Consider the following 18,053-nt stretch of genomic DNA (forward strand, 5'->3'; position numbering starts at 1 on the left):
GCACCCATGCCGGGAAACTCGACATGCCCGTGCCGCACCGCCAGTATCCCGTCTCAGAACACGGTTCGGACAGGCCCCAGGGGCCTATTTCCACCGGGCCGATTAGCCCCCCGGGGCCATCCGAAAGGACTCCCCCGGGGGTCCGTCCCGGGCTGCGCAGCTCAGGACGGGTGCGGCTCAGGACGGGTGCGGCTCAGGACGGGTGCGGCTCAGCGCGGGGCGCGGCGGCACAGGCGCAGCACGTTGCCGATGATGCGGTGGCCGGCCCGCCCCTGCGCGGTGAGGATCGACTCGGGGTGGAACTGCACCGCCCAGCGCCGCCGCTCCGGGTCCTCGATCGCCATGACCACGTCGCCGGTCAGCGCCGTCACCTGGAATCCCTTCACCCGCTCGGGCGTGCTGTGCAGGGAGTGGTAGCGGGCCGCGGTGAACTCGTCCGGCAGCCCCTCCAGCAGCTCGCCCCCGACCACCTTGACCGTGCCCGGCTTGCCGTGCGCGGGCTCGGGCAGCAGCGACAGCTCGCCGCCCTGGTGCTCGACCATCGCCTGCAGCCCCAGGCACACGCCGAACGCCGGCAGCCCCCGCTCGTCCAGGGCGTCCAGAAGCGCGGCGGTGTCGAAGTCCTCGGGACGGCCGGGGCCGGGCGACAGCACCACCAGGTCGGGGGCGTGCTCGTCCAGCAGCCGCGGCGGGAAGCCGTGCCGCAGCGTCACCACCTCGGCGCCCTGCTGGCGGAAGTAGTCGGCCAGGGTGTTGACGAACGAGTCCTCGTGGTCGACCAGCAGCACCTTCAGCCCCTCCCCGGCCCGCTCGGGCTCGGGTTCGGCGGCGGCCGCGGCGGCGGCCTGCGGGTCCTGGGAGGCGGCCAGCGCCTGCAGCAGCGCGCTCGCCTTCAGGTGCGTCTCCCGCTCCTCCTCCTCGGGGACCGAGTCGTACAGCAGGGTCGCCCCGGCCCGCACCGTGGCGACGCCGTTGCGGATCTGCGCGGTGCGCAGCGTCAGGCCGGTGTTCATCGACCCGTCGAAGCCGACGAACCCGACCGCGCCGCCGTACCAGCGGCGCGGCGCGTCCTCGTGGTCCTCGATGAACTGCATGGCCCACGTCTTGGGCGCCCCGGTGACCGTGACGGCCCACATGTGGGTGAGGAAGGCGTCGAAGGCGTCGAACCCGGGCCGCAGCCGCCCCTCGATGTGGTCGACGGTGTGGATCAGCCGCGAGTACAGCTCGATCTGCCGCCGGCCCAGCACCCGGACGCTGCCGGGCACGCAGACGCGCGACTTGTCGTTGCGGTCGACGTCGGTGCACATGGTCAGCTCGGACTCGTCCTTGGCCGACGCCAGGATGGTGCGGATCTGCTCGGCGTCCTCCAGCGGGTCCTGGCCGCGGCGGATCGTCCCGGCGATCGGGCAGGTCTCCACGCGGTCGCCGGTCACCCGCACGAACATCTCCGGGGACGCGCCCACCAGGTATTCGCCCTCGCCCAGGTTGAACATGAACTCGTAGGGCGCCGGGTTGGTCTCGCGCAGCCGCTCGAAGAACGCGGCGGGCGAGTGGCAGCGGCCGTGCATGGCGTGCCCGGGCGTCACCTCGAACAGGTCGCCGCGGACGAACCGCTCCTTGGCCTCCCGCACCATCTGCGCGTACGCGCCGGGGACCGGCTGGGGCGGCAGTTCGGCGGGAGGGTCCGGGACGGGGGTGGGCGGGGTCAGCCGCGGCAGCCCGGCGGTGCTGCGGCCGTCCACCTCGAAGTCGTAGCACAGCCGGTGCTGGGTCTCCCGCTTGCGGTCCACGACGATCATCTCGTCGGCCAGGTGCAGGACGAGGTCGCGCTGGTCGGCGGGCCGCGGGTGGCGCAGCCGCAGCGGCTCGAACTGCAGCGACAGGTCGTAGCCGAACGCGCCCCACAGCCCCAGGTGCGGGTCGTCGCAGCGGAGCAGGCCGACGACGGCGCGCAGCGCGGTGAACACCGTGGGCTGGCGGCTGCGCTCCTCCTCGGTGAAGAACTCCTCGGTGGGCGGGACGAACACGGCGAACCGCCGATCCCCCTCGTCGGCGGTCACGGTGCCGGTGCCGCGCAGCGCGGCCGCCAGCGCCGGGAGCAGCACCCGCCCGCGGTCGTTGAGGGCGCGCGCCTCGACCTCGCGGCCGCGGGCGACGATCTCCACACAGGGGTCGATGTAGGCCATGTGCCAGCGGCTGTAGCGGCCGGGGTACTCCATGCCGGAGCTGAGCACGCCGCCGCGCCGCTCACCCACCGCTTCGACGAGGGTGTCGAGCACCTCGGACTTGCGTTCGGCCCCGACCGGCGTGGCCGTACGGGTCACCCGTACGCCCCCGGCCGTGACGAACCGACTGGTCTGCGCTTGCTGTGAGACGGTGTCCACCCGGGTGGCCCTTCGCGTGTCGGGCCCTCATCCGCGGAAGCGACGAAACGACCGCCGGATGAGGGCGGTCGCCTGGAAGTCAACGTCAACGAACCGGCGCCGCCTCAGCGGCGCCACCACCAGCGGCGGCTCGGGCATCCGCGCACCGCCGGGGTGGCGGTGAACGGGTGACCGTGGCCGGATCGCATACCGCGAGCTTACCGGGCCGCCTCCCGCCCGGCCAACCGTTCCGGCGCGCGCCGCGGACCGCGCACGGCGTCTCACCGCCCGGTCGGCCGGGGCGGGCGCCGAGGCGCCCGGCCGGGCCCGCCGCCCGCGGCCCGCCGGGCGCGAACCCACGCGCTGACGTGGGGTTTCGCTTCTGGATCGCTCCACACACTCGTGCCGTCGCCGAGATCAGCCTGTGACCGAGACAGGGGTAGGCTCCGGCACCGCCCCTGGCGCCGCACCGTCTCAGCATCTGAGACGGCGCGGCGATAGCCCTTGACGAGGAGGCTCCCTTGCCCGCACAGTCCCCTCCGCCCGCGCGCGGAACCGATCGCAGCCCGTGGAACTGGCTGCTGCTCCCCGCGGTCGTGGTGCCGCTGCTGACGTTCCTGTTCAACCGTGACGAGCCCCGCCTGTTCGGTTTCCCCGTCTTCTACTGGCTGCAGATGGCCTTCATCCTGCTCGGCGTGGCCTGCACCACGGTCGTGTACCGCATGACGCGCCGGAGGGACTGACCGATGTCGACCGATCACCTCACCGAACTGATCATTTTCGCCGCGCTGTTCCTGCTGGTCAGCGGGATGGGCTTCGTCGCCGCGCGGTGGCGGCGGCCGGACACCATGGACAGCCTGGACGAGTGGGGCCTGGGCGGCCGCAGCTTCGGCGGCTGGATCACCTGGTTCCTGGTCGGCGGCGACCTGTACACGGCCTACACCTTCGTCGCGGTGCCCGCCCTCGTGTTCGGAGCCGGCGCCGCGGGCTTCTACGCCGTCCCCTACACCGTCGTGGTCTACCCGATGGTGTTCTTGATGCTGATCCGGCTGTGGTCGGTGTCGCACGTGCACGGCTTCGTCACCCCGGCCGACTTCGTCCGGGCCCGGTTCGGCTCCCCCACCCTGGCGCTGGCCATCGCGGTCACCGGGATCGTCGCGACGATGCCGTACATCGCGCTGCAGCTGGTGGGCATCGAGGCGGTGCTGAAGGCGATGGGGATCGAGGGCCACCTGCCGATCATCATCGCGTTCGCCATCCTGGCCGCCTACACCTACCAGTCCGGCCTGCGCGCGCCCGCGCTGATCGCCTTCGTCAAGGACCTGCTGATCTACCTGGTGATCATCGTCGCGGTGCTGTACATCCCGGCCAAGCTCGGCGGCTGGGGCGACATCTTCGACTCGGCGCAGGCCAAGTTCGCCGCGACCCCGGCGCCCAGCGACGGGATCCTGCTGGACGGCACCAACCAGCTCAACTACGCCATGCTGGCGCTGGGCTCGGCGCTGGCGCTGTTCCTGTACCCGCACAGCGTCACCGGCATCCTGGCCGCCCGCAACCGCGACACCATCAAGCGGAACATGTCGGCGCTGCCCGCCTACAGCTTCGTGCTCGGCCTGATCGCGCTGCTGGGCTTCATGGCCATCGCCGCCGGGATCAAGCCGATCACCACCGACGACAAGGCCGACACCAACACCGTGGTGCCGGTGCTGTTCGACCACATGTTCCCCAGCTGGTTCACCGGCATCGCGTTCGCCGCCGTGGGCATCGGCGCGCTGGTGCCCGCCGCGATCATGTCGATCGCCGCGGCCAACCTGTTCACCCGCAACATCTACAAGGAGTACCTGCGGCCGGACGCCACCGACAAGCAGGAGGCGGCGGTCAGCAAGCTGGTCTCGCTGGTCGTCAAGGTCGGCGCGGTGGCCTGCATCCTGCTGCTGGACCCCGAGTTCTCCATCGACCTGCAGCTGATCGGCGGTGTGATCATCCTGCAGACGCTGCCCGCAGTGGGCCTCGGCCTGTTCACCCGCTGGTTCCACCGCGGCGGCCTGATCGCCGGCTGGGCGGCGGGCCAGGCCGCCGGGCTGTGGATGCTGTACCAGATCCCCAACCCGGCCAAGGGCAAAGAGCACTTCGGCAGCTCGGCCTTCGCGCTGAGCGACTTCGGCCTGGACACCAAGATGACGATCTACGTGGGCGTGGTGGCCCTGGCGGTCAACCTGGTGGTGGCCGTGGTCGGCACGCTGGTGTGCCGGGCCGCCAAGCTGGCCGACGGCGACGACGCCACGCGCGCGGCCGACTACTTCGCCGACGAGGGCGACCCCAAGGTCAAGGAGCTCGACCTGAGCGCCAGCCACTGATCCCCGGCCCGTTCCGGGCATCCGGATCCGACGGCCCGGCCGCCGCATGGCGGCCGGGCCGTCGCGCGTGCGGGAGGGGATCTGCCGGCGGCCGGGGCGGCGGCACGCGCAAGCACCGGCAAAGATCCGCCCATACCTCCTTCACATGGAAAGTGTCGCAGCGTATCCAGGGAAGCACCGTGCGTATCCAATGCCACGGACTTTTTGGAGGGAAGGGTGCGCGCGACAACCGCCGTCCGCACGACTCTGGCGCTGGGCGCCATGCTCTGCGGAACCGTCCCGACCATCTCGGCCGCACCGGCCGCCCACGCCGACGGCCTGGCGATCGAGCCGGCGGTCGCCCGTCCCGGCCAGCGCGTCACCGTGGCCGGCAGCTGCGGGAACGCCGACGACCTCGTCCGGGTGACCGGCGCCGCCCGGGGCACCGGCGCGGTGCGGGACGGCTGGTTCGAGATCAAGGCCCTGGTGGTCGAGGCGGATCCGGGCCGGCACACGCTCGAGGCCAAGTGCGCGACGTCCAAGACGTCCCACGCCGGCCGGGTCGTGATCCGCAAGCAGGGCCTCAAGCACAACCCGAAGGACGACGAGCCCGGGCCGGACGGGCCCGGCGGACCGGACGGACCGGGGCCGGACGGGTTCGGCCGCGGCCCGGACGACGGCGACGGGCACGACGACTTCGGCCGCGACGAGGGCCACGACGGCTTCGGCCACGACGGCTGGGGCGGCAAGTTCGACGACCGCGGCAAGTACATGCACGAGAAGCTGTGGATCAACCCCGGCGGAGGACCCGGCGGCGGCCCCGGCGGAGGACCCGGCGGCGGCCCGGGCGGCGGCCCCGGCGGCGGCCCCGGCGGCGGCCCCGGCGGAGGACCCGGCGGAGGACCCGGCGGTGGTCCCGGCGGTGGTCCCGGCGGCGGCCCGGTCGGCGGCCCCGGTCCCGCGCCCGGCCCGGGCGGCGAGAAGATCCGCCGGCCGCGCGGCTGGGCCGAGACCGGAGGCGGCGGCACCCAGGACGCCGGCGCCCCGTGGCTGCCCGCCGGAGTGGTGCTGCTCGTCGCGGCTGCCGGAATGGGCGGGACGGCGCTGATGCGTTTGCGGGCCCGTGGGCGGGCGTGACCGCGGCGGTTACGCCGTCGCCGCCGTGCTGGCGGTCGCGGGCGCGGTGGCGGTCGGCAACGGGGTGCGCGGCAACGTCTCGGCGTCCGCGCCCTACCGCGACCAGGGCGGCCCGCGCGTGCTCTGGAAGATCCCCGACGGGACGGCGGTGCCGTCGTCGCCGCCGGTCCGGCTCGAGATTCCCGCCATCGGGGTGCGCGCGCGGGTGACACCCGTCGGCCAGAAGCCCAACGGCATGGTGGAGGTGCCGCCGTTCGAGCACTCCGACCGCGCCGGCTGGTACCGGCACGGCCCGGCCCCCGGCAGCCGGGGGCCGGCCGTGCTGCTGGGCCACTACGACGACAAACGCGGTCCCGCCGTGTTCTACCGGCTGCGCGAGCTCAAGCCGGGCTCGCTGGTGCGGGTGACACGGCGGGACGGGCGCAGGCTGACGTTCCGCGTGGACGCCAAGGAGCAGGTGCCGAAGAAGCGGTTCCCCGGCGACCGCGTGTACGGGAACGTGCGGTACGCCGGGCTGCGCCTGGTGACCTGCGGGGGCGCCTACGACCGCAAGGAGCGGTCCTACCGCGACAACGTCATCGTCTACGCGCACCTGGTGAAGGAGCGCTGACGGACGCCCATGCCGGCGGACGCCGGTCAGGCGCGGCCGTAGGCGTCCTCGAGGCGTTCGATGTCGTCCTCGTCGAAGTGCCCGAACGCGATCTCCAGCACGCGCACCGCCGGGCCGGACGAGCCGAGCCGGTGCGTCTGCCCCGCCCGGATGAACACCCGCTCGCCCACCTCCGGCAGCGTGCGCTCGCCGTCCACCTCGAACACCGCGCCCGGGTCGAGCGCGACCCACAGCTCGTCGCGGTGCCGGTGGCGCTGCAGGCTGAGCCGCTGGCCCGGCGCCACATGGATCACCTTCACCGTGGTCGGCTCGTTGTGGGTGAAGCGCTCGAAGCTTCCCCAGGGCCGCCGGTCCACCTCGACCTGCGGCTCGTCCCGCGGCCCGCTCCCGCCGGTCGCGGGCGCCATCGCGGGTGACTCCGACACCGTCCGTTCAGTCAACGCTCACCTCAGCCTCGTCAGCCATCGTCGTGCGAACCCTCCTGGGCAAGGTCGTATCCGGCGGCGGCGGGCAGCCCGCCGAGGATCAGGTCCACCAGCCCGTCGACCACCGCCTCGCGCGGCACCTCGTCGGCGTGGTCCAGCCACCAGTCCCCCGCGGTCTGCACCATCCCGACGACCGCGTGGCCCCACACGTAGGCGCGGGTGCGGTCCGGCAGCCGGCCCTCGGCGATCATGACCTCGGCCAGCTCCCGGCTCACCTCGCGGATCATCGTGCTCATCGCGCTGTGCGTGGACGGGTCCTCGGCGCTGGCGCGGTGCATGAGGAACCGGTACAGCGCCAGGTTCTTGGAGATGACCGCCAGGTAGGTGTCGATGGTGGAGCGGGTGCGGGCGCGCACCGAGTCGGACCGGGAGAACTCCTCCCGGATGCCCTCGATCAGCTTGAGCGTGTGCCGTTCGGCCAGCGCCCGGTACAGGCCGCTCTTGTCGCCGAAGTGCCGGTACAGGATCGGCTTGCTGATCCCCGCCTCGGCCGCGATCGCGGCCATGGACGCCTCGGGGCCCTCCCGCTGGATGACCCGGTCGGCGGCTTCGAGCAGGGCACGCCGACGATCGGGGTCGCGCCGCGTCCCCCGCCCCGTCGTCTCCCGCGTCACCATGTCGAGAACGGTACGCTACCGGGTCGCCGGTCCCACGCCTGCACCGGTGCACCACGGGGCTCGTTGCGCCACCGCTCCCCCGCGGCCGCGCCGGGCGCGCGGCCGCGGGGGGCCGGGCGGCGCGGGCCCGGCGACCGGCCCTAGCGGATCGGCAGCCCGGTGACGGCGCGGCCGATGACCAGGCGCTGGATCTCGCTGGTGCCCTCGAAGATCGTGAAGATCTTGGAGTCGCGGTGCATGCGCTCCACCGGGTACTCGCGGGTGTAGCCGTTGCCGCCGAGGATCTGGATGGCCTCCTCGGTGACGTGCACGGCCGTCTCGCTGGCCATCAGCTTGGCCATGGACCCCTCGGCGTTGGCGAAGTCGTGCCCGGCGCGCGCCATCCACGCGGCCCGCCACACCATCAGCCGGGCGGCGTCGATCCGGGTCTTCATGTCGGCCAGCTTGAACGCGATGGCCTGGAACTCGCCGATCTTCTTGCCGAACTGCTCGCGCTCGCACGCGTACTGCAGCGCGTACTCGTAGGCGGCGCGGGCCACGCCCAGCGCCATCGCGCCCACCGCCGGGCGGGTGGTCTCGAACGTCTTCAGCGCGGCCTGGCCCTTGGTGCGCTTGCCCTCGCGGGCGCGGGCGATGCGCTCGTCGAACCGCTCCTTGCCGCCGACGATGAGCCTGCCGGGGATGCGCACGTCCTCCAGGATCACCTCGGCGGTGTGCGAGGCGCGGATGCCGTGCTTGCGGAACTTCTGCCCCTGCCGCAGCCCAGGGGTGTCCGGCGGGACGATGAAGCTGGCCTGGCCGCGCGAGCCCAGCTCGGGGTACACCGAGGCGACGACGACGTGCACGTTGGCGATGCCGCCGTTGGTGGCCCAGGTCTTGGTGCCGTTGAGCACCCACTCGTCCTTGGCCTCGTCGTAGACCGCGCGGGTGCGGATGGAGCCCACGTCGCTGCCGGCGTCGGGCTCGGAGGCGCAGAACGCGCCCAGCTTCACCTCGTCGGCGGTGCCGAACATCTGCGGCACCCACTCGCCGACCTGCTCGGGGGTGCCGGTGGCGGCGACCGACGCGGCGGCCAGGCCGGTGCCGACGATCGACAGCGCGATGCCCGCGTCGCCCCAGAACAGCTCCTCGAAGGCGACCGGGATGCCCAGGCCGGTCGGCTCCAGCCACTGGGTGGCGAAGAAGTCCAGCGAGTACAGGCCGATCTTGGCCGCCTCCTGGATGATCGGCCAGGGGGTCTCCTCCCGCTCGTCCCACTCCTCGGCGGCGGGGCGCACCACGTCGCGGGCGAACTCGTGCACCCAGTCCCGCACCTGGCGGATGTCCTCGCCGGGCTCCAGGGAGAACGGTGCGGCCTCGGCACTCGTCATCTTATTGACCCTTTCTCCAATATCTTCTGTTACCAACGGTAGCAGTTTTGGGTTACCACCGGTAACACCCGTGGCCGGACTCACACCGCCGGTTGACCCGCGCGACGGCGGCGGCGCGGGCTGCGGAGAAGGGGTGCTCGCGGAGTTCGCGCAGGACAGGGGCACAACGGAACCGGCGCCCGCCACCTTCCGGCCGGTGGCGGACGCCGGTTCGCAGTACGCCGGTCCCAGGGCGCCGTTGCCCGGGGCGCCGTTGCCCGGGGCGCCGGGATCAGGAGAGCAGGGAGCGCCGGGCTTCGGCGTACTCGGGGATCTCGATCATGGGCGGGCGCTCCCCCACGCCGACGTCGCTGACCCGCACGTCGTGGCCGTCGGCGCCGCGGCGGAACTGCGCGAGCGCGGTCGCGGGGGCCTCCAGCGGCAGCATCCGGCCGTGCCGCTGCAGCCGCGACCACGCGGTGAGCAGGATCTGCCCGGACATGGCGCCCAGCGCCTCGGTGCTCTGGTGCGAGTGCACCCGCCGACCCAGATCGACCTGCGCGATCGCGTCCAGGCCCGCCCGCTGGAACACGTCCAGCAGCAGCCCGAGCTCCACGCCGTAGCCGGTGACGAACGGCAGCCGCTCCAGCAGCTCCCGCCGCCCGGCGTACTCGCCGCCCAGCGGCTGCATCACCCCGGCCAGCAGCGGCCAGTGCAGGTTGATCAGCGGGCGGGCGACCAGCTCGGTGACCCGGCCGCCGCCGCCCTCGACCGGGCGGTCCCCGGTGAGCAGCGGACGGTCGTAGCAGCCCTTGACATAGCCCACGGCGGGATCGGTGAGCAGCGGGCCGAGCAGCCCGGTGACGTAGGACGGGGTGAAGCCGCGCAGGTCGGCGTCCACGAAGACGATCACGTCCCCGGTGGTGGCGGCCAGCGACTTCCACAGCGCCTCGCCCTTGCCGGACATGCGGCCGTGCCCGGGAAGCACCGAGTCCTGGGCCACCACGTCGGCGCCCGCGGCGGCCGCCACCTCGGCGGTCCGGTCGGTCGACCGCGAGTCGACCACCACGATCTCGTCCACCAGCGGCGCCCGTTCGACCAGGTCCTCCCGGATGGCGGCGACGATCGCGCCGACCGTCGCCTCCTCGTCGCGCGCGGGCAGCACGACGCTGATCCGGGTGCCGCCCTTGGCGGCGAGCAGGGTCTCCAGCGGCCACTGCGCCGACGCGCTGGTCCGGCGACGCAGCCACGACGCGACCTCAGGCAGCACGCGTCCTCCCTTCCGCAGGCCGTCTCGTCGCAGAGGACGGCCCCCCGTCCCCCGGCGGAGCCCGGCGCGGGCCTCCGCTGACCTGCAGAACGCCAGCTCACCGCAGTTCACCCGCCGTTGGAACACCCTCACGGCAGCCGACCCGAAGAGTTAACAGCCCGACAACACACCGGTCATTCGGCGGCGTGGCGGTCGAGGAAGGCGTACACGTCGGCCTCGTCCACGCCGGGGAACGCGCCGGGCGGCAGCACCGACAGCACGTGCGAGTGCGCCCGCGCCGACGGCCAGGCCATGCCCTCCCAGCGCTCGGCCAGCTCGGCGGGCGGACGCTGGCAGCAGTCGCCGTCCGGGCAGGCGGAGCGGTGCCGGTTGGTGGTCTCCCGGCCGCGGAACCAGCGCGAGTCCTCGTACCGCACGCCCAGCGTGATCGCGAAGTCGCGCTCGTGGCTGGGGTCGATGTGCGACAGGCACCAGTAGGTGCCCGTGGGGGTGTCGGTGTACTGGTAGTACACCGAGAACCGGTCGGCGGTCTGGAACACGTGGCGGCCCGCCCACTGGCGGCACATCCGCTGCCCCTCGATCGCGCCGCTCTCGTCCTGCGGGAACACCAGGCCGTCGTTGGCGTACGCCTTGTAGATCGTGCCGTTCTCGTCGTTCTTGGTGAAGTGCAGCTGCAGGCCGAGATGGTGGGTGGCCATGTTGGTGAAGCGGTGCGCGGCCATCTCGTAGGACACCGAGAACACGTCGGCCAGGTCCTCCACCGACAGCTCCCGGGCCGCCTTGGCCTCCTGCAGGAACGGCACGACCGAGCGCTCGGGCACCAGCACGGCGGCGCCGAAGTAGTTGGCCTCCACCCGCTGGCGCAGGAAGTCACCGAAGTCGCGGGGCACCTCGTGGTCGAGCGCGATGTGCCCGAGCGTCTGCAGCAGGATCGTGCGGGGGGTGTGCATGCCCAGCTGCTCGCGCTCCAGGTAGATGCGCCGGTTGCGCAGGTCGGTGATCGAGCGGACCGACCGCGGCAGGTCCTGGACGTAGCGCAGCTCGAACCCGAAGTGACTCACCAGCGCCATCAGCACGCCCTGGGACACCGCGCCGCCCCGGTAGCCGACCGCGTCCAGGGTCTGGGCGGCGATCCGCTCGATCTCGCCGAAGTAGTTGCCGCGCTCGTGCATCTGGCGGCGCAGCTCGGCGTTGGCCTTGCGCGCCTCCTCGGGGCTGGCGGTGGGCTTGGTGCGGGCGCGCCGCAGCTCCCCGTACAGCGTGAGGATGTGCTCGATCACCTCGTTGGGCAGCCGCTTGCTGACCTTGAGGTGGGACAGGCCGAGCGACCGGTACAGCGGGTCGCGCTGCGCCTCCTCCAGGGCGATCTCCAGCTGGGCGCGGCGGCTGGGCGGCTGGCGGCGCAGCAGCTCCTCCACCGGCACCTCCAGCGCGGCGGCCAGCGCCTGCAGCAGCGACAGCTTGGGCTCGCGCCGCCCGTTCTCCAGCAGGGACAGCTGGGACGGGGCGCGCCCGACCCGGTCGCCGAGGTCCGACAGCGTCATCCCCCTGGCCTTGCGCAGGTGGCGCAGCCGCTGCCCGAACGTCACCAGGTCTACGTCGCTCGTCAAGTTGAGAGATTCTTCTGACCGCAAGGTCGTCATGGCTTCATGCTAGCGAAAAATCATCACATCTTCTATTACCCACCAGTTCATTTGGGCCGGACATCGGGGGCATAGTCGGAACAAGCACCCAGGGGACGACACAGAAGGGCAACATCATGAGCGACAGTCGCCTCAAGGGCGCCGCCGAGGAGCTCCGGCGCAGGTGGGAGACCGACGAGCGGTGGAAGGGCGTCGAGCGCACCTACACCGCCGAGGACGTGATCAGGCTGCGCGGCTCGGTCCACGAGGAGCACACCCTGGCCCGCCTCGGCGCCGAGCGCCTGTGGAAGCTGCTGCACGAGGAGGACTACGTCCACGCCCTCGGCGCGCTCACCGGCATGCAGGCCGTCCAGCAGGTCAAGGCGGGGCTGAAGGCGATCTACCTGTCCGGCTGGCAGGTCGCCGCCGACGCCAACCTGGCCGGGCAGACCTACCCCGACCAGAGCATCTACCCGGCCAACTCGGTGCCCGCCGTGGTCCGCCGGATCAACAACGCGCTGCTGCGCGCCGACCAGGTCCAGTGGTCGGAGGGGTCGGGCGACGTGCACTACCTGGCCCCGATCGTGGCCGACGCCGAGGCCGGCTTCGGCGGCGTGCTGAACGCCTTCGAGCTGATGAAGGGCATGATCGCCGCCGGTGCCGCGGGCGTGCACTGGGAGGACCAGCTGGCCTCCGAGAAGAAGTGCGGCCACCTGGGCGGCAAGGTGCTCGTGCCCACCTCCCAGCACATCAAGACGCTCAACACCGCCCGGCTGGCGGCCGACATCGAGGACGTCCCCACCCTGATCATCGCGCGGACCGACGCCGAGGCCGCGACCCTGATCACCACGGACGTCGACGAGCGCGACCGCGAGTTCCTCACCGGCGAGCGCACCGCCGAAGGCTTCTACCGCGTCCGCAACGGCATCGAGCCCTGCATCGCCCGCGCCAAGGCCTACGCGCCGTACGCCGACCTGATCTGGATGGAGACCGGCACGCCCGACCTGGAGCAGGCCCGCCGGTTCGCCGAGGCGGTCAAGGCCGAGTTCCCCGACCAGATGCTCGCCTACAACTGCTCGCCGTCGTTCAACTGGAAGAAGCACCTGGACGACGCCACCATCGCCAAGTTCCAGCGCGAGCTGGGACACATGGGGTTCAAGTTCCAGTTCATCACCCTGGCGGGCTTCCACGCGCTCAACTACGGCATGTTCGACCTGGCGCACGCCTACGCCCGCGAGGGCATGACCGCCTACGTCGACCTGCAGGAGCGCGAGTTCGCCGCGGTGGAGAAGGGCTTCACGGCCGTCAAGCACCAGCGCGAGGCCGGCACCGGCTACTTCGACCTGGTCAGCACCGCCATCAACCCCGACTCCTCCACCACCGCCCTGAAGGGCTCCACCGAGGAGCAGCAGTTCCACTGACGGCCTGCGGGGACGCGCCCCCGCAGTCCCGCCAGCCGGGATCCTCGTCTCGCCCCTGGGATCCCGTTCCGGTGGTCCTCAGTCCGCGTAAGGCTCACCTTCTGAGGACCGGGCCGGCTCCGCTCGCCGGCGCGTGAAGGCCCCTCCGCCCTACACCCGGAGGGGCCTTCCCGTGCGCGCCTCACTGCCGCAGCACTCCCGGAAATGCGCCGGAAAAAAAATGACATGCGGCGCGCCCCATTCACCGACTACCGTGACGCACGATCACGAACGGGGAGGGGTGACGCCGGCCCATGGCCAGGCTCAACCAGATCATCGCCGTGGAGAAGGGCGTCAAGTCGCGCACGCAGCGGGAGCTGTCCGACGCCTTCCACGAGTTGCAGAAGCCGGCACTGCTGTCCGGTCTTTCCCGCACCTACCGGCCGCGCGACGAGGAGGGCGAGACGCTGCCGCCCGAGTCGACCAAGGTGCAGGTCAAGGCCGAGGACGTGCTGCGCGAGGCGGCCCGGTCGCTGACCCGGCTGTTCGACGTCGTCGCCACCAAGGACTGGGCCAACTGCGACGCCCGCGCCGACGTGGTGGTCGACGGGCGGACGCTGCTGTCCGATGTCCCGGTGACGTACCTGCTGTTCCTGGAGAAGCAGCTGGCCGAGGTGCACACGCTGATCAACCGCCTGCCGGTGCTGGACGCCGCCGAGACCTGGACCTACGACGAGGGCCAGGACGTGTGGCGCAGCGAGCCGGTGGAGACCGCGCGCACCAAGAAGGTTCCGCGCAGCCACGTGCTGTACGAGGCGACCGACAAGCACCCGGCGCAGGTGGAGATGTACCACGAGGACGTCATCGTGGGCACGTGGACCAAGGTGTCGTTCTCCGGCGCCATGCCCGCGCGGCGCGTCAACGAGCTGCGCGACCGGGTGGAGCGCCTGCAAGCGGCGGTCAAGTTCGCCCGCGAGGAGGCCAACAGCATCGAGGTCACCGACCGCAAGGTGGGCGACGCGGTGTTCGCCTACCTGTTCGGTCGCGACAACTGAACCCCTGCGACCGACCTCCAACAACTGAACAACCCCTGCAACTGAACAAGGCTCCCCCGCTGGAGCGCGGGGGCGCGCCCGGGGCGACCCGGGCGTGAAGCTGAGACTGAGGCTCAGTCTGACCACCCGTCGCGGTGTCCGTCGGAGGTTCGAATCCTCCCCCGGGTACTAGCGCCCCGGGTAGCTCAGTGGTAGAGCGGCCGCGCGGTTCACGCTCAGACTCTCGCTCCAGAATCAGCATTTTCCGCTCATCGCTGGACCGATCGGAGGCGGACCGCGGTCTCGAGGCACCAGTTCGAATCTGGTCCGCGCCTCTCGCGGCGCGGTAGCTCAGCCGGTAGAGCACGAGAAATCAGGACTGATCCGTCTTCCTTACAGGGCCGGCGTGCGCAGGAGAGCGGAACCACACCGAGGGCCCCGGGGTCTGGGTAAACCCCGGGGTCCGCCATTTTGCGCGGCGAATGCTCGGTGCCGCTGCGTGATCAGGCGTACGCTCCCGGCAAGTGGGCGTTCTTCCGTGGGTTGCGTGGTACGCGTTCCGCCGCCACACCGCCTATCCCCTCGGCCTGGCCGCCGAGGCGGTCACCAACACCGCTTTCGGGTTCATGCGCGCCTGGATCCTGGTGGCGCTGTGGCGCGAGCGTCCCGCGCTGGGCGGCTACGACGTCGCCGACGCGGTCACGTTCTGCTTCCTGACCCAGGCGCTGATCGGCCCGGTGCAGATCTTCGGCGGCATGGAGCTGACCCGGCGGATCCGGGACGGCGACGTGGCGATCGACCTGTACCGGCCGGTGGGCCTGCAGGGCTGGTGGCTGGCCGACGACCTGGGCCGCGCGGCGGGAGCGCTGCTGCTGCGCGGCGGGCTGCCGCCGGCGGTGGGCGCGCTGGTCTTCCCGCTGCGGCTGCCCGGCCCGTCCGGCGCGGCGGCGTTCGCGGTGTCGCTGGTGCTGGCGGTGGTCGTGGGGTTCGGGCTGCGCTACCTGGTGGCGCTGGCGGTGTTCTGGCTGCACGACGACCGGGGGCCGGCCGCGGTGGCGCTGGTGATGTCGCTGTTCTTCTCCGGGATGATCCTGCCGCTGGTGGCGTTCCCCGGCCTGCTGGGCGAGGTCGCGCGGGCGCTGCCGTGGGCGGCGCTGGTGCAGGTGCCCGCCGACGTGTTCCTCGGCAAGCGCACCGGGGCGGACCTGGCGGCGGCGCTGGCCTTCCAGGCGGGGTGGGCGGCGGTGCTGCTGGCCGCGGGCCGGCTGCTCACCGCGGCGGCGCGGCGAAGGCTGGTGGTCCACGGTGGGTGACGGCGCGCCGCCGGGGCACGGCCTCGGCGTCCGCGTGTACGCCCTGCTGGCCTGGACGTGGCTGCGCGCGGCCGCGCAGTACCCGGTGTCGATGCTGCTGCTGGCCCTGGCCACGGCGGTGGTGAGCGCGCTGGACATGGTGGCGATCATGCTGATGTTCGCGCACGCGACGCGCATCGCCGGGTACACCGCGCCCGAGGTGCTGTTCCTGTACGGCACGAGCACGCTGTCGTTCGCCGTGGCGGACGTGCTGCTGGGCACCGCCGAGCGGCTGGGCCGGCACATCCGGATGGGGACGCTGGACACGATGCTGGTTCGTCCCGTCAGCCCGCTGATCCAGATCGCCACGGAGGACTTCTCGCCGCGCCGGCTGGGCAAGCTGCTGCCGGGGATCGCGGTGCTCGCCCTGGTGCCGCCCCGGCTGGAGGCGGACTGGACGCCCGGCCGGGTCGCCATGGTGCCGGTGCTGGTGGCGTCCGGCGTCGCGATCTTCGCGGGGCTGTGGGTGCTGACGGCGTCGGTGCAGTTCTGGCTGATCGAGGGGCACGGCGCCACCAAGGCGGTGACCTACGGCGGGGCGTTCCTCACCCAGTATCCGCCGACCGTGTTCGCGCGCGACTTCGTCCGCGGCGTCACATTCGCGGTGCCGCTGGCGTTCGTGAACTGGCAGCCCGCGCTGTACGTGCTGGACCGGCCCGACCCGCTCGGGCTGCCCGCGGCGTTCCGGTTCGCCTCCCCGCTGGTCGCGCTGCTGCTGTGCGCGCCGGCGGCGGCGGCGTGGCGGACCGGGCTGCGCCGCTACCGATCGACGGGAAGCTGACCGGGGGAGCCGAAGGCGCATGATCGAGGTCGAGGGCGTCACCAAGTCGTTCACCGTGCGCCGCAGGACGGGCCGGTTCCGGTGGAGCCGGACGCGGGTGCGGGCGGTGGACGGCGTGTCGTTCCGCGTCGAGCCGGGCGAGTTCGTCGGCTACCTGGGGCCCAACGGCGCGGGCAAGTCGACCACCATCAAGATGCTGACGGGCATCCTGAGCCCGTCGTCGGGCACGGTGCGGGTGTGCGGGCTGGACCCGTCGCGGCAGCGCACCGCGCTGGCCCGGCGGCTGGGCGTGGTGTTCGGGCAGCGCACCACGCTGTGGTGGGACCTGCCGCTGCGCGACAGCCTCACCCTCGTCCGGCACCTGTACCGGGTGGAGGCGGCGGCGTTCCGGTCCCGGCTGGCCGAGCTGAGCGCGCTGCTGGAGCTGGAGCCGTTCCTGGACACCCCGGTGCGGCAGCTCAGCCTGGGGCAGCGGATGCGCGGCGACCTGGCGGCCGCGCTGCTGCACGATCCGCGGCTGCTGGTGCTGGACGAGCCGACGATCGGGCTGGACGTGGTGAGCAAGGCGACGGTGCGCGCCTTCCTGGAGCGGCTGAACACCGAGCGCGGCACCACGGTCCTGCTCACCACGCACGACCTGGGCGACATCGAGCGGCTGTGCCGCCGCGTCATGATCGTCGACCGGGGGCGGCTGGCCTACGACGGCGGCCTGGCGGGGCTGCGCGACGCCGTCGGCGCCGACCGGCAGCTCGTGGTGGACCTGGCCCGTCCCGCGCCGCCGATCGCGCTGCCCGGGGTGCAGGCGGTGCGGGTGGACGGGCCGCGGCAGTGGCTGCGGCTGCCGCGCGAGGCGAACGCGGCGGCCGTGGTGGCGGCGGTCGCCGAGCGGTTCGAGGTGGTGGACATCGCGCTGCGGGAGACCGACATCGAGGAGCTGGTGACCCGGCTCTACGGCCGGGCGCGCGACGACCGCGCCGCCGGCCGGTAGGGCCCGGCCGTCGGTGCCCGGGGTCGCCGGTGCCCGGGGTCGTCAGTACGGGGGGACGTCGTCGGGGCGGCTCGACCAGCGGCGCGGCGCCCAGGTGGGCGCCAGCAGGGCGAAGCCGAGCATCGCGTACAGGCCCGAGCCGAGCAGGTTGCGCAGGCCGGCGTCCAGTTCGCCCGCCGGCGGGACGCGGCTCGGCAGGTCGAGGGCGCTCCCCGGGTCGAGGAGGAAGTAGGCCGACAGGCCGAGCAGCACCAGGGCCGGGACGAGCGACACCAGCGGCGAGGCCCAGCGCGCGACGATGATCACGCCCGCCACCAGGCCGACCGCGGCCAGCAGGGCGAAGGACCCGTGGATGCGGGTGCGGTCGGTGATCTCCTGCCCGGCCACGTCGAACGACCGGGCGGCCTGCGCGTATCCCCAGGCCGCGCCGTACAGCAGCGCCGGGGTGAGCACGACGCCGAGCAGCAGTCCGAACGCATGGCGCATCGCACATCACATCCTTCGCACGGCCCGCGGGGGGCGGCGGGCCGGTGGACGCCCGTACCGTTCCATCACATCACGCACATCCGTAACGCGCACCGGTTCCGCCTCTGCCGCCCCCGCCGGACCATGTCCGAAATCCGGCATCCGCGCGCGGGGCCCGCCCCGGGCTGGCCCGCGGCACCGCGGAAAGCGATACTGAACCTCATTCGGTACCGCTGCCAAGGAG

The 18,053-nt window shown here is 72.6% G+C and carries 16 protein-coding genes; 9 read left to right on the top strand and 7 right to left on the bottom strand.

What is annotated here, in order from left to right:
• Positions 1 to 209 precede the first annotated feature (209 nt).
• Entirely contained in the window at positions 210 to 2,384 is a 2,175-nt protein-coding gene (locus tag QSK22_RS15140) for an anthranilate synthase component I (RefSeq protein ID WP_285494790.1), read from the bottom strand.
• Between the two features lie 500 nt (positions 2,385 to 2,884).
• On the opposite strand from QSK22_RS15140, the gene QSK22_RS15145 reads away from it, so the two are divergent.
• From QSK22_RS15145 to QSK22_RS15160, 4 genes are all read left to right on the top strand, one after another.
• Positions 2,885 to 3,106, top strand: coding sequence for a DUF3311 domain-containing protein (locus tag QSK22_RS15145; protein WP_285494791.1), 222 nt, complete (start codon positions 2,885 to 2,887; stop codon positions 3,104 to 3,106).
• 3 nt (positions 3,107 to 3,109) lie between these two features.
• Positions 3,110 to 4,720: a monocarboxylate uptake permease MctP gene (gene mctP, locus QSK22_RS15150; RefSeq protein ID WP_285494792.1), complete on the top strand. Its 1,611-nt coding sequence runs from the start codon at positions 3,110 to 3,112 to the stop codon at positions 4,718 to 4,720.
• A 216-nt stretch (positions 4,721 to 4,936) separates the two neighbouring features.
• Complete coding sequence (locus tag QSK22_RS15155) at positions 4,937 to 5,836, top strand: hypothetical protein (protein WP_285494793.1); 900 nt, start codon at positions 4,937 to 4,939, stop codon at positions 5,834 to 5,836.
• Complete coding sequence (locus QSK22_RS15160) at positions 5,823 to 6,446, top strand: class F sortase (protein ID WP_285494794.1); 624 nt, start codon at positions 5,823 to 5,825, stop codon at positions 6,444 to 6,446. The genes QSK22_RS15155 and QSK22_RS15160 overlap by 14 nt, the downstream gene beginning before the upstream one ends.
• A gap of 26 nt (positions 6,447 to 6,472) precedes the next feature.
• Here QSK22_RS15160 and QSK22_RS15165 read toward each other — a convergent pair whose 3' ends face one another.
• The 5 genes from QSK22_RS15165 to QSK22_RS15185 form a co-directional block, all read right to left on the bottom strand.
• Complete coding sequence (locus tag QSK22_RS15165) at positions 6,473 to 6,886, bottom strand: phosphomannose isomerase type II C-terminal cupin domain (RefSeq protein ID WP_285494795.1); 414 nt, start codon at positions 6,884 to 6,886, stop codon at positions 6,473 to 6,475.
• 17 nt (positions 6,887 to 6,903) lie between these two features.
• Positions 6,904 to 7,548, bottom strand: a complete 645-nt coding sequence (locus QSK22_RS15170; protein WP_285494796.1) for a TetR family transcriptional regulator — start codon at positions 7,546 to 7,548, stop codon at positions 6,904 to 6,906.
• 140 nt (positions 7,549 to 7,688) lie between these two features.
• On the bottom strand, positions 7,689 to 8,918 hold the full coding sequence (locus QSK22_RS15175) for an acyl-CoA dehydrogenase family protein (protein WP_285494797.1): 1,230 nt from the start codon (positions 8,916 to 8,918) through the stop codon (positions 7,689 to 7,691).
• 271 nt (positions 8,919 to 9,189) lie between these two features.
• A complete protein-coding gene (locus tag QSK22_RS15180; RefSeq protein WP_285494798.1) occupies positions 9,190 to 10,167 on the bottom strand; it encodes a glucosyl-3-phosphoglycerate synthase in 978 nt (325 codons plus the stop codon).
• Between the two features lie 173 nt (positions 10,168 to 10,340).
• Positions 10,341 to 11,777 (bottom strand): helix-turn-helix transcriptional regulator, encoded by a 1,437-nt coding sequence (locus QSK22_RS15185; RefSeq protein WP_285494799.1) that lies wholly within the window; start codon positions 11,775 to 11,777, stop codon positions 10,341 to 10,343.
• A 149-nt stretch (positions 11,778 to 11,926) separates the two neighbouring features.
• On the opposite strand from QSK22_RS15185, the gene aceA reads away from it, so the two are divergent.
• The 5 genes from aceA to QSK22_RS15210 all read left to right on the top strand — a co-directional run bounded on the left by aceA (position 11,927) and on the right by QSK22_RS15210 (position 17,344).
• Entirely contained in the window at positions 11,927 to 13,210 is a 1,284-nt protein-coding gene (gene aceA / locus QSK22_RS15190) for an isocitrate lyase (RefSeq protein WP_285494800.1), read from the top strand.
• 293 nt (positions 13,211 to 13,503) lie between these two features.
• Positions 13,504 to 14,244, top strand: a complete 741-nt coding sequence (locus QSK22_RS15195; protein ID WP_285494801.1) for a DUF7873 family protein — start codon at positions 13,504 to 13,506, stop codon at positions 14,242 to 14,244.
• A 503-nt stretch (positions 14,245 to 14,747) separates the two neighbouring features.
• Entirely contained in the window at positions 14,748 to 15,536 is a 789-nt protein-coding gene (locus QSK22_RS15200) for an ABC transporter permease (protein WP_285494802.1), read from the top strand.
• Entirely contained in the window at positions 15,529 to 16,356 is an 828-nt protein-coding gene (locus tag QSK22_RS15205) for an ABC transporter permease (protein ID WP_285494803.1), read from the top strand. Before QSK22_RS15200 ends, QSK22_RS15205 begins: the two co-directional genes overlap by 8 nt.
• Before the next feature lie 19 nt (positions 16,357 to 16,375).
• Positions 16,376 to 17,344, top strand: coding sequence for an ABC transporter ATP-binding protein (locus QSK22_RS15210; RefSeq protein ID WP_285494804.1), 969 nt, complete (start codon positions 16,376 to 16,378; stop codon positions 17,342 to 17,344).
• Between the two features lie 42 nt (positions 17,345 to 17,386).
• Here QSK22_RS15210 and QSK22_RS15215 read toward each other — a convergent pair whose 3' ends face one another.
• Positions 17,387 to 17,830: a hypothetical protein gene (locus QSK22_RS15215; protein WP_285494805.1), complete on the bottom strand. Its 444-nt coding sequence runs from the start codon at positions 17,828 to 17,830 to the stop codon at positions 17,387 to 17,389.
• Positions 17,831 to 18,053 lie beyond the last annotated feature (223 nt).

It is taken from the genome of Actinomadura sp. NBRC 104425, from assembly GCF_030269545.1.
In the GTDB taxonomy this organism is placed as follows: domain Bacteria; phylum Actinomycetota; class Actinomycetes; order Streptosporangiales; family Streptosporangiaceae; genus Spirillospora; species Spirillospora keratinilytica.

Coding starts and splice junctions, on each gene's coding strand:
- QSK22_RS15210 (WP_285494804.1), top strand. CDS start 16,376: ATGATCGAGGTCGAGGGCGTCACCAAGTCGTTCACCGTGCGCCGCAGG.
- QSK22_RS15195 (WP_285494801.1), top strand. CDS start 13,504: ATGGCCAGGCTCAACCAGATCATCGCCGTGGAGAAGGGCGTCAAGTCG.
- QSK22_RS15170 (WP_285494796.1), bottom strand. CDS start 7,548: ATGGTGACGCGGGAGACGACGGGGCGGGGGACGCGGCGCGACCCCGAT.
- QSK22_RS15215 (WP_285494805.1), bottom strand. CDS start 17,830: ATGCGCCATGCGTTCGGACTGCTGCTCGGCGTCGTGCTCACCCCGGCG.
- aceA (WP_285494800.1), top strand. CDS start 11,927: ATGAGCGACAGTCGCCTCAAGGGCGCCGCCGAGGAGCTCCGGCGCAGG.
- mctP (WP_285494792.1), top strand. CDS start 3,110: ATGTCGACCGATCACCTCACCGAACTGATCATTTTCGCCGCGCTGTTC.
- QSK22_RS15175 (WP_285494797.1), bottom strand. CDS start 8,918: ATGACGAGTGCCGAGGCCGCACCGTTCTCCCTGGAGCCCGGCGAGGAC.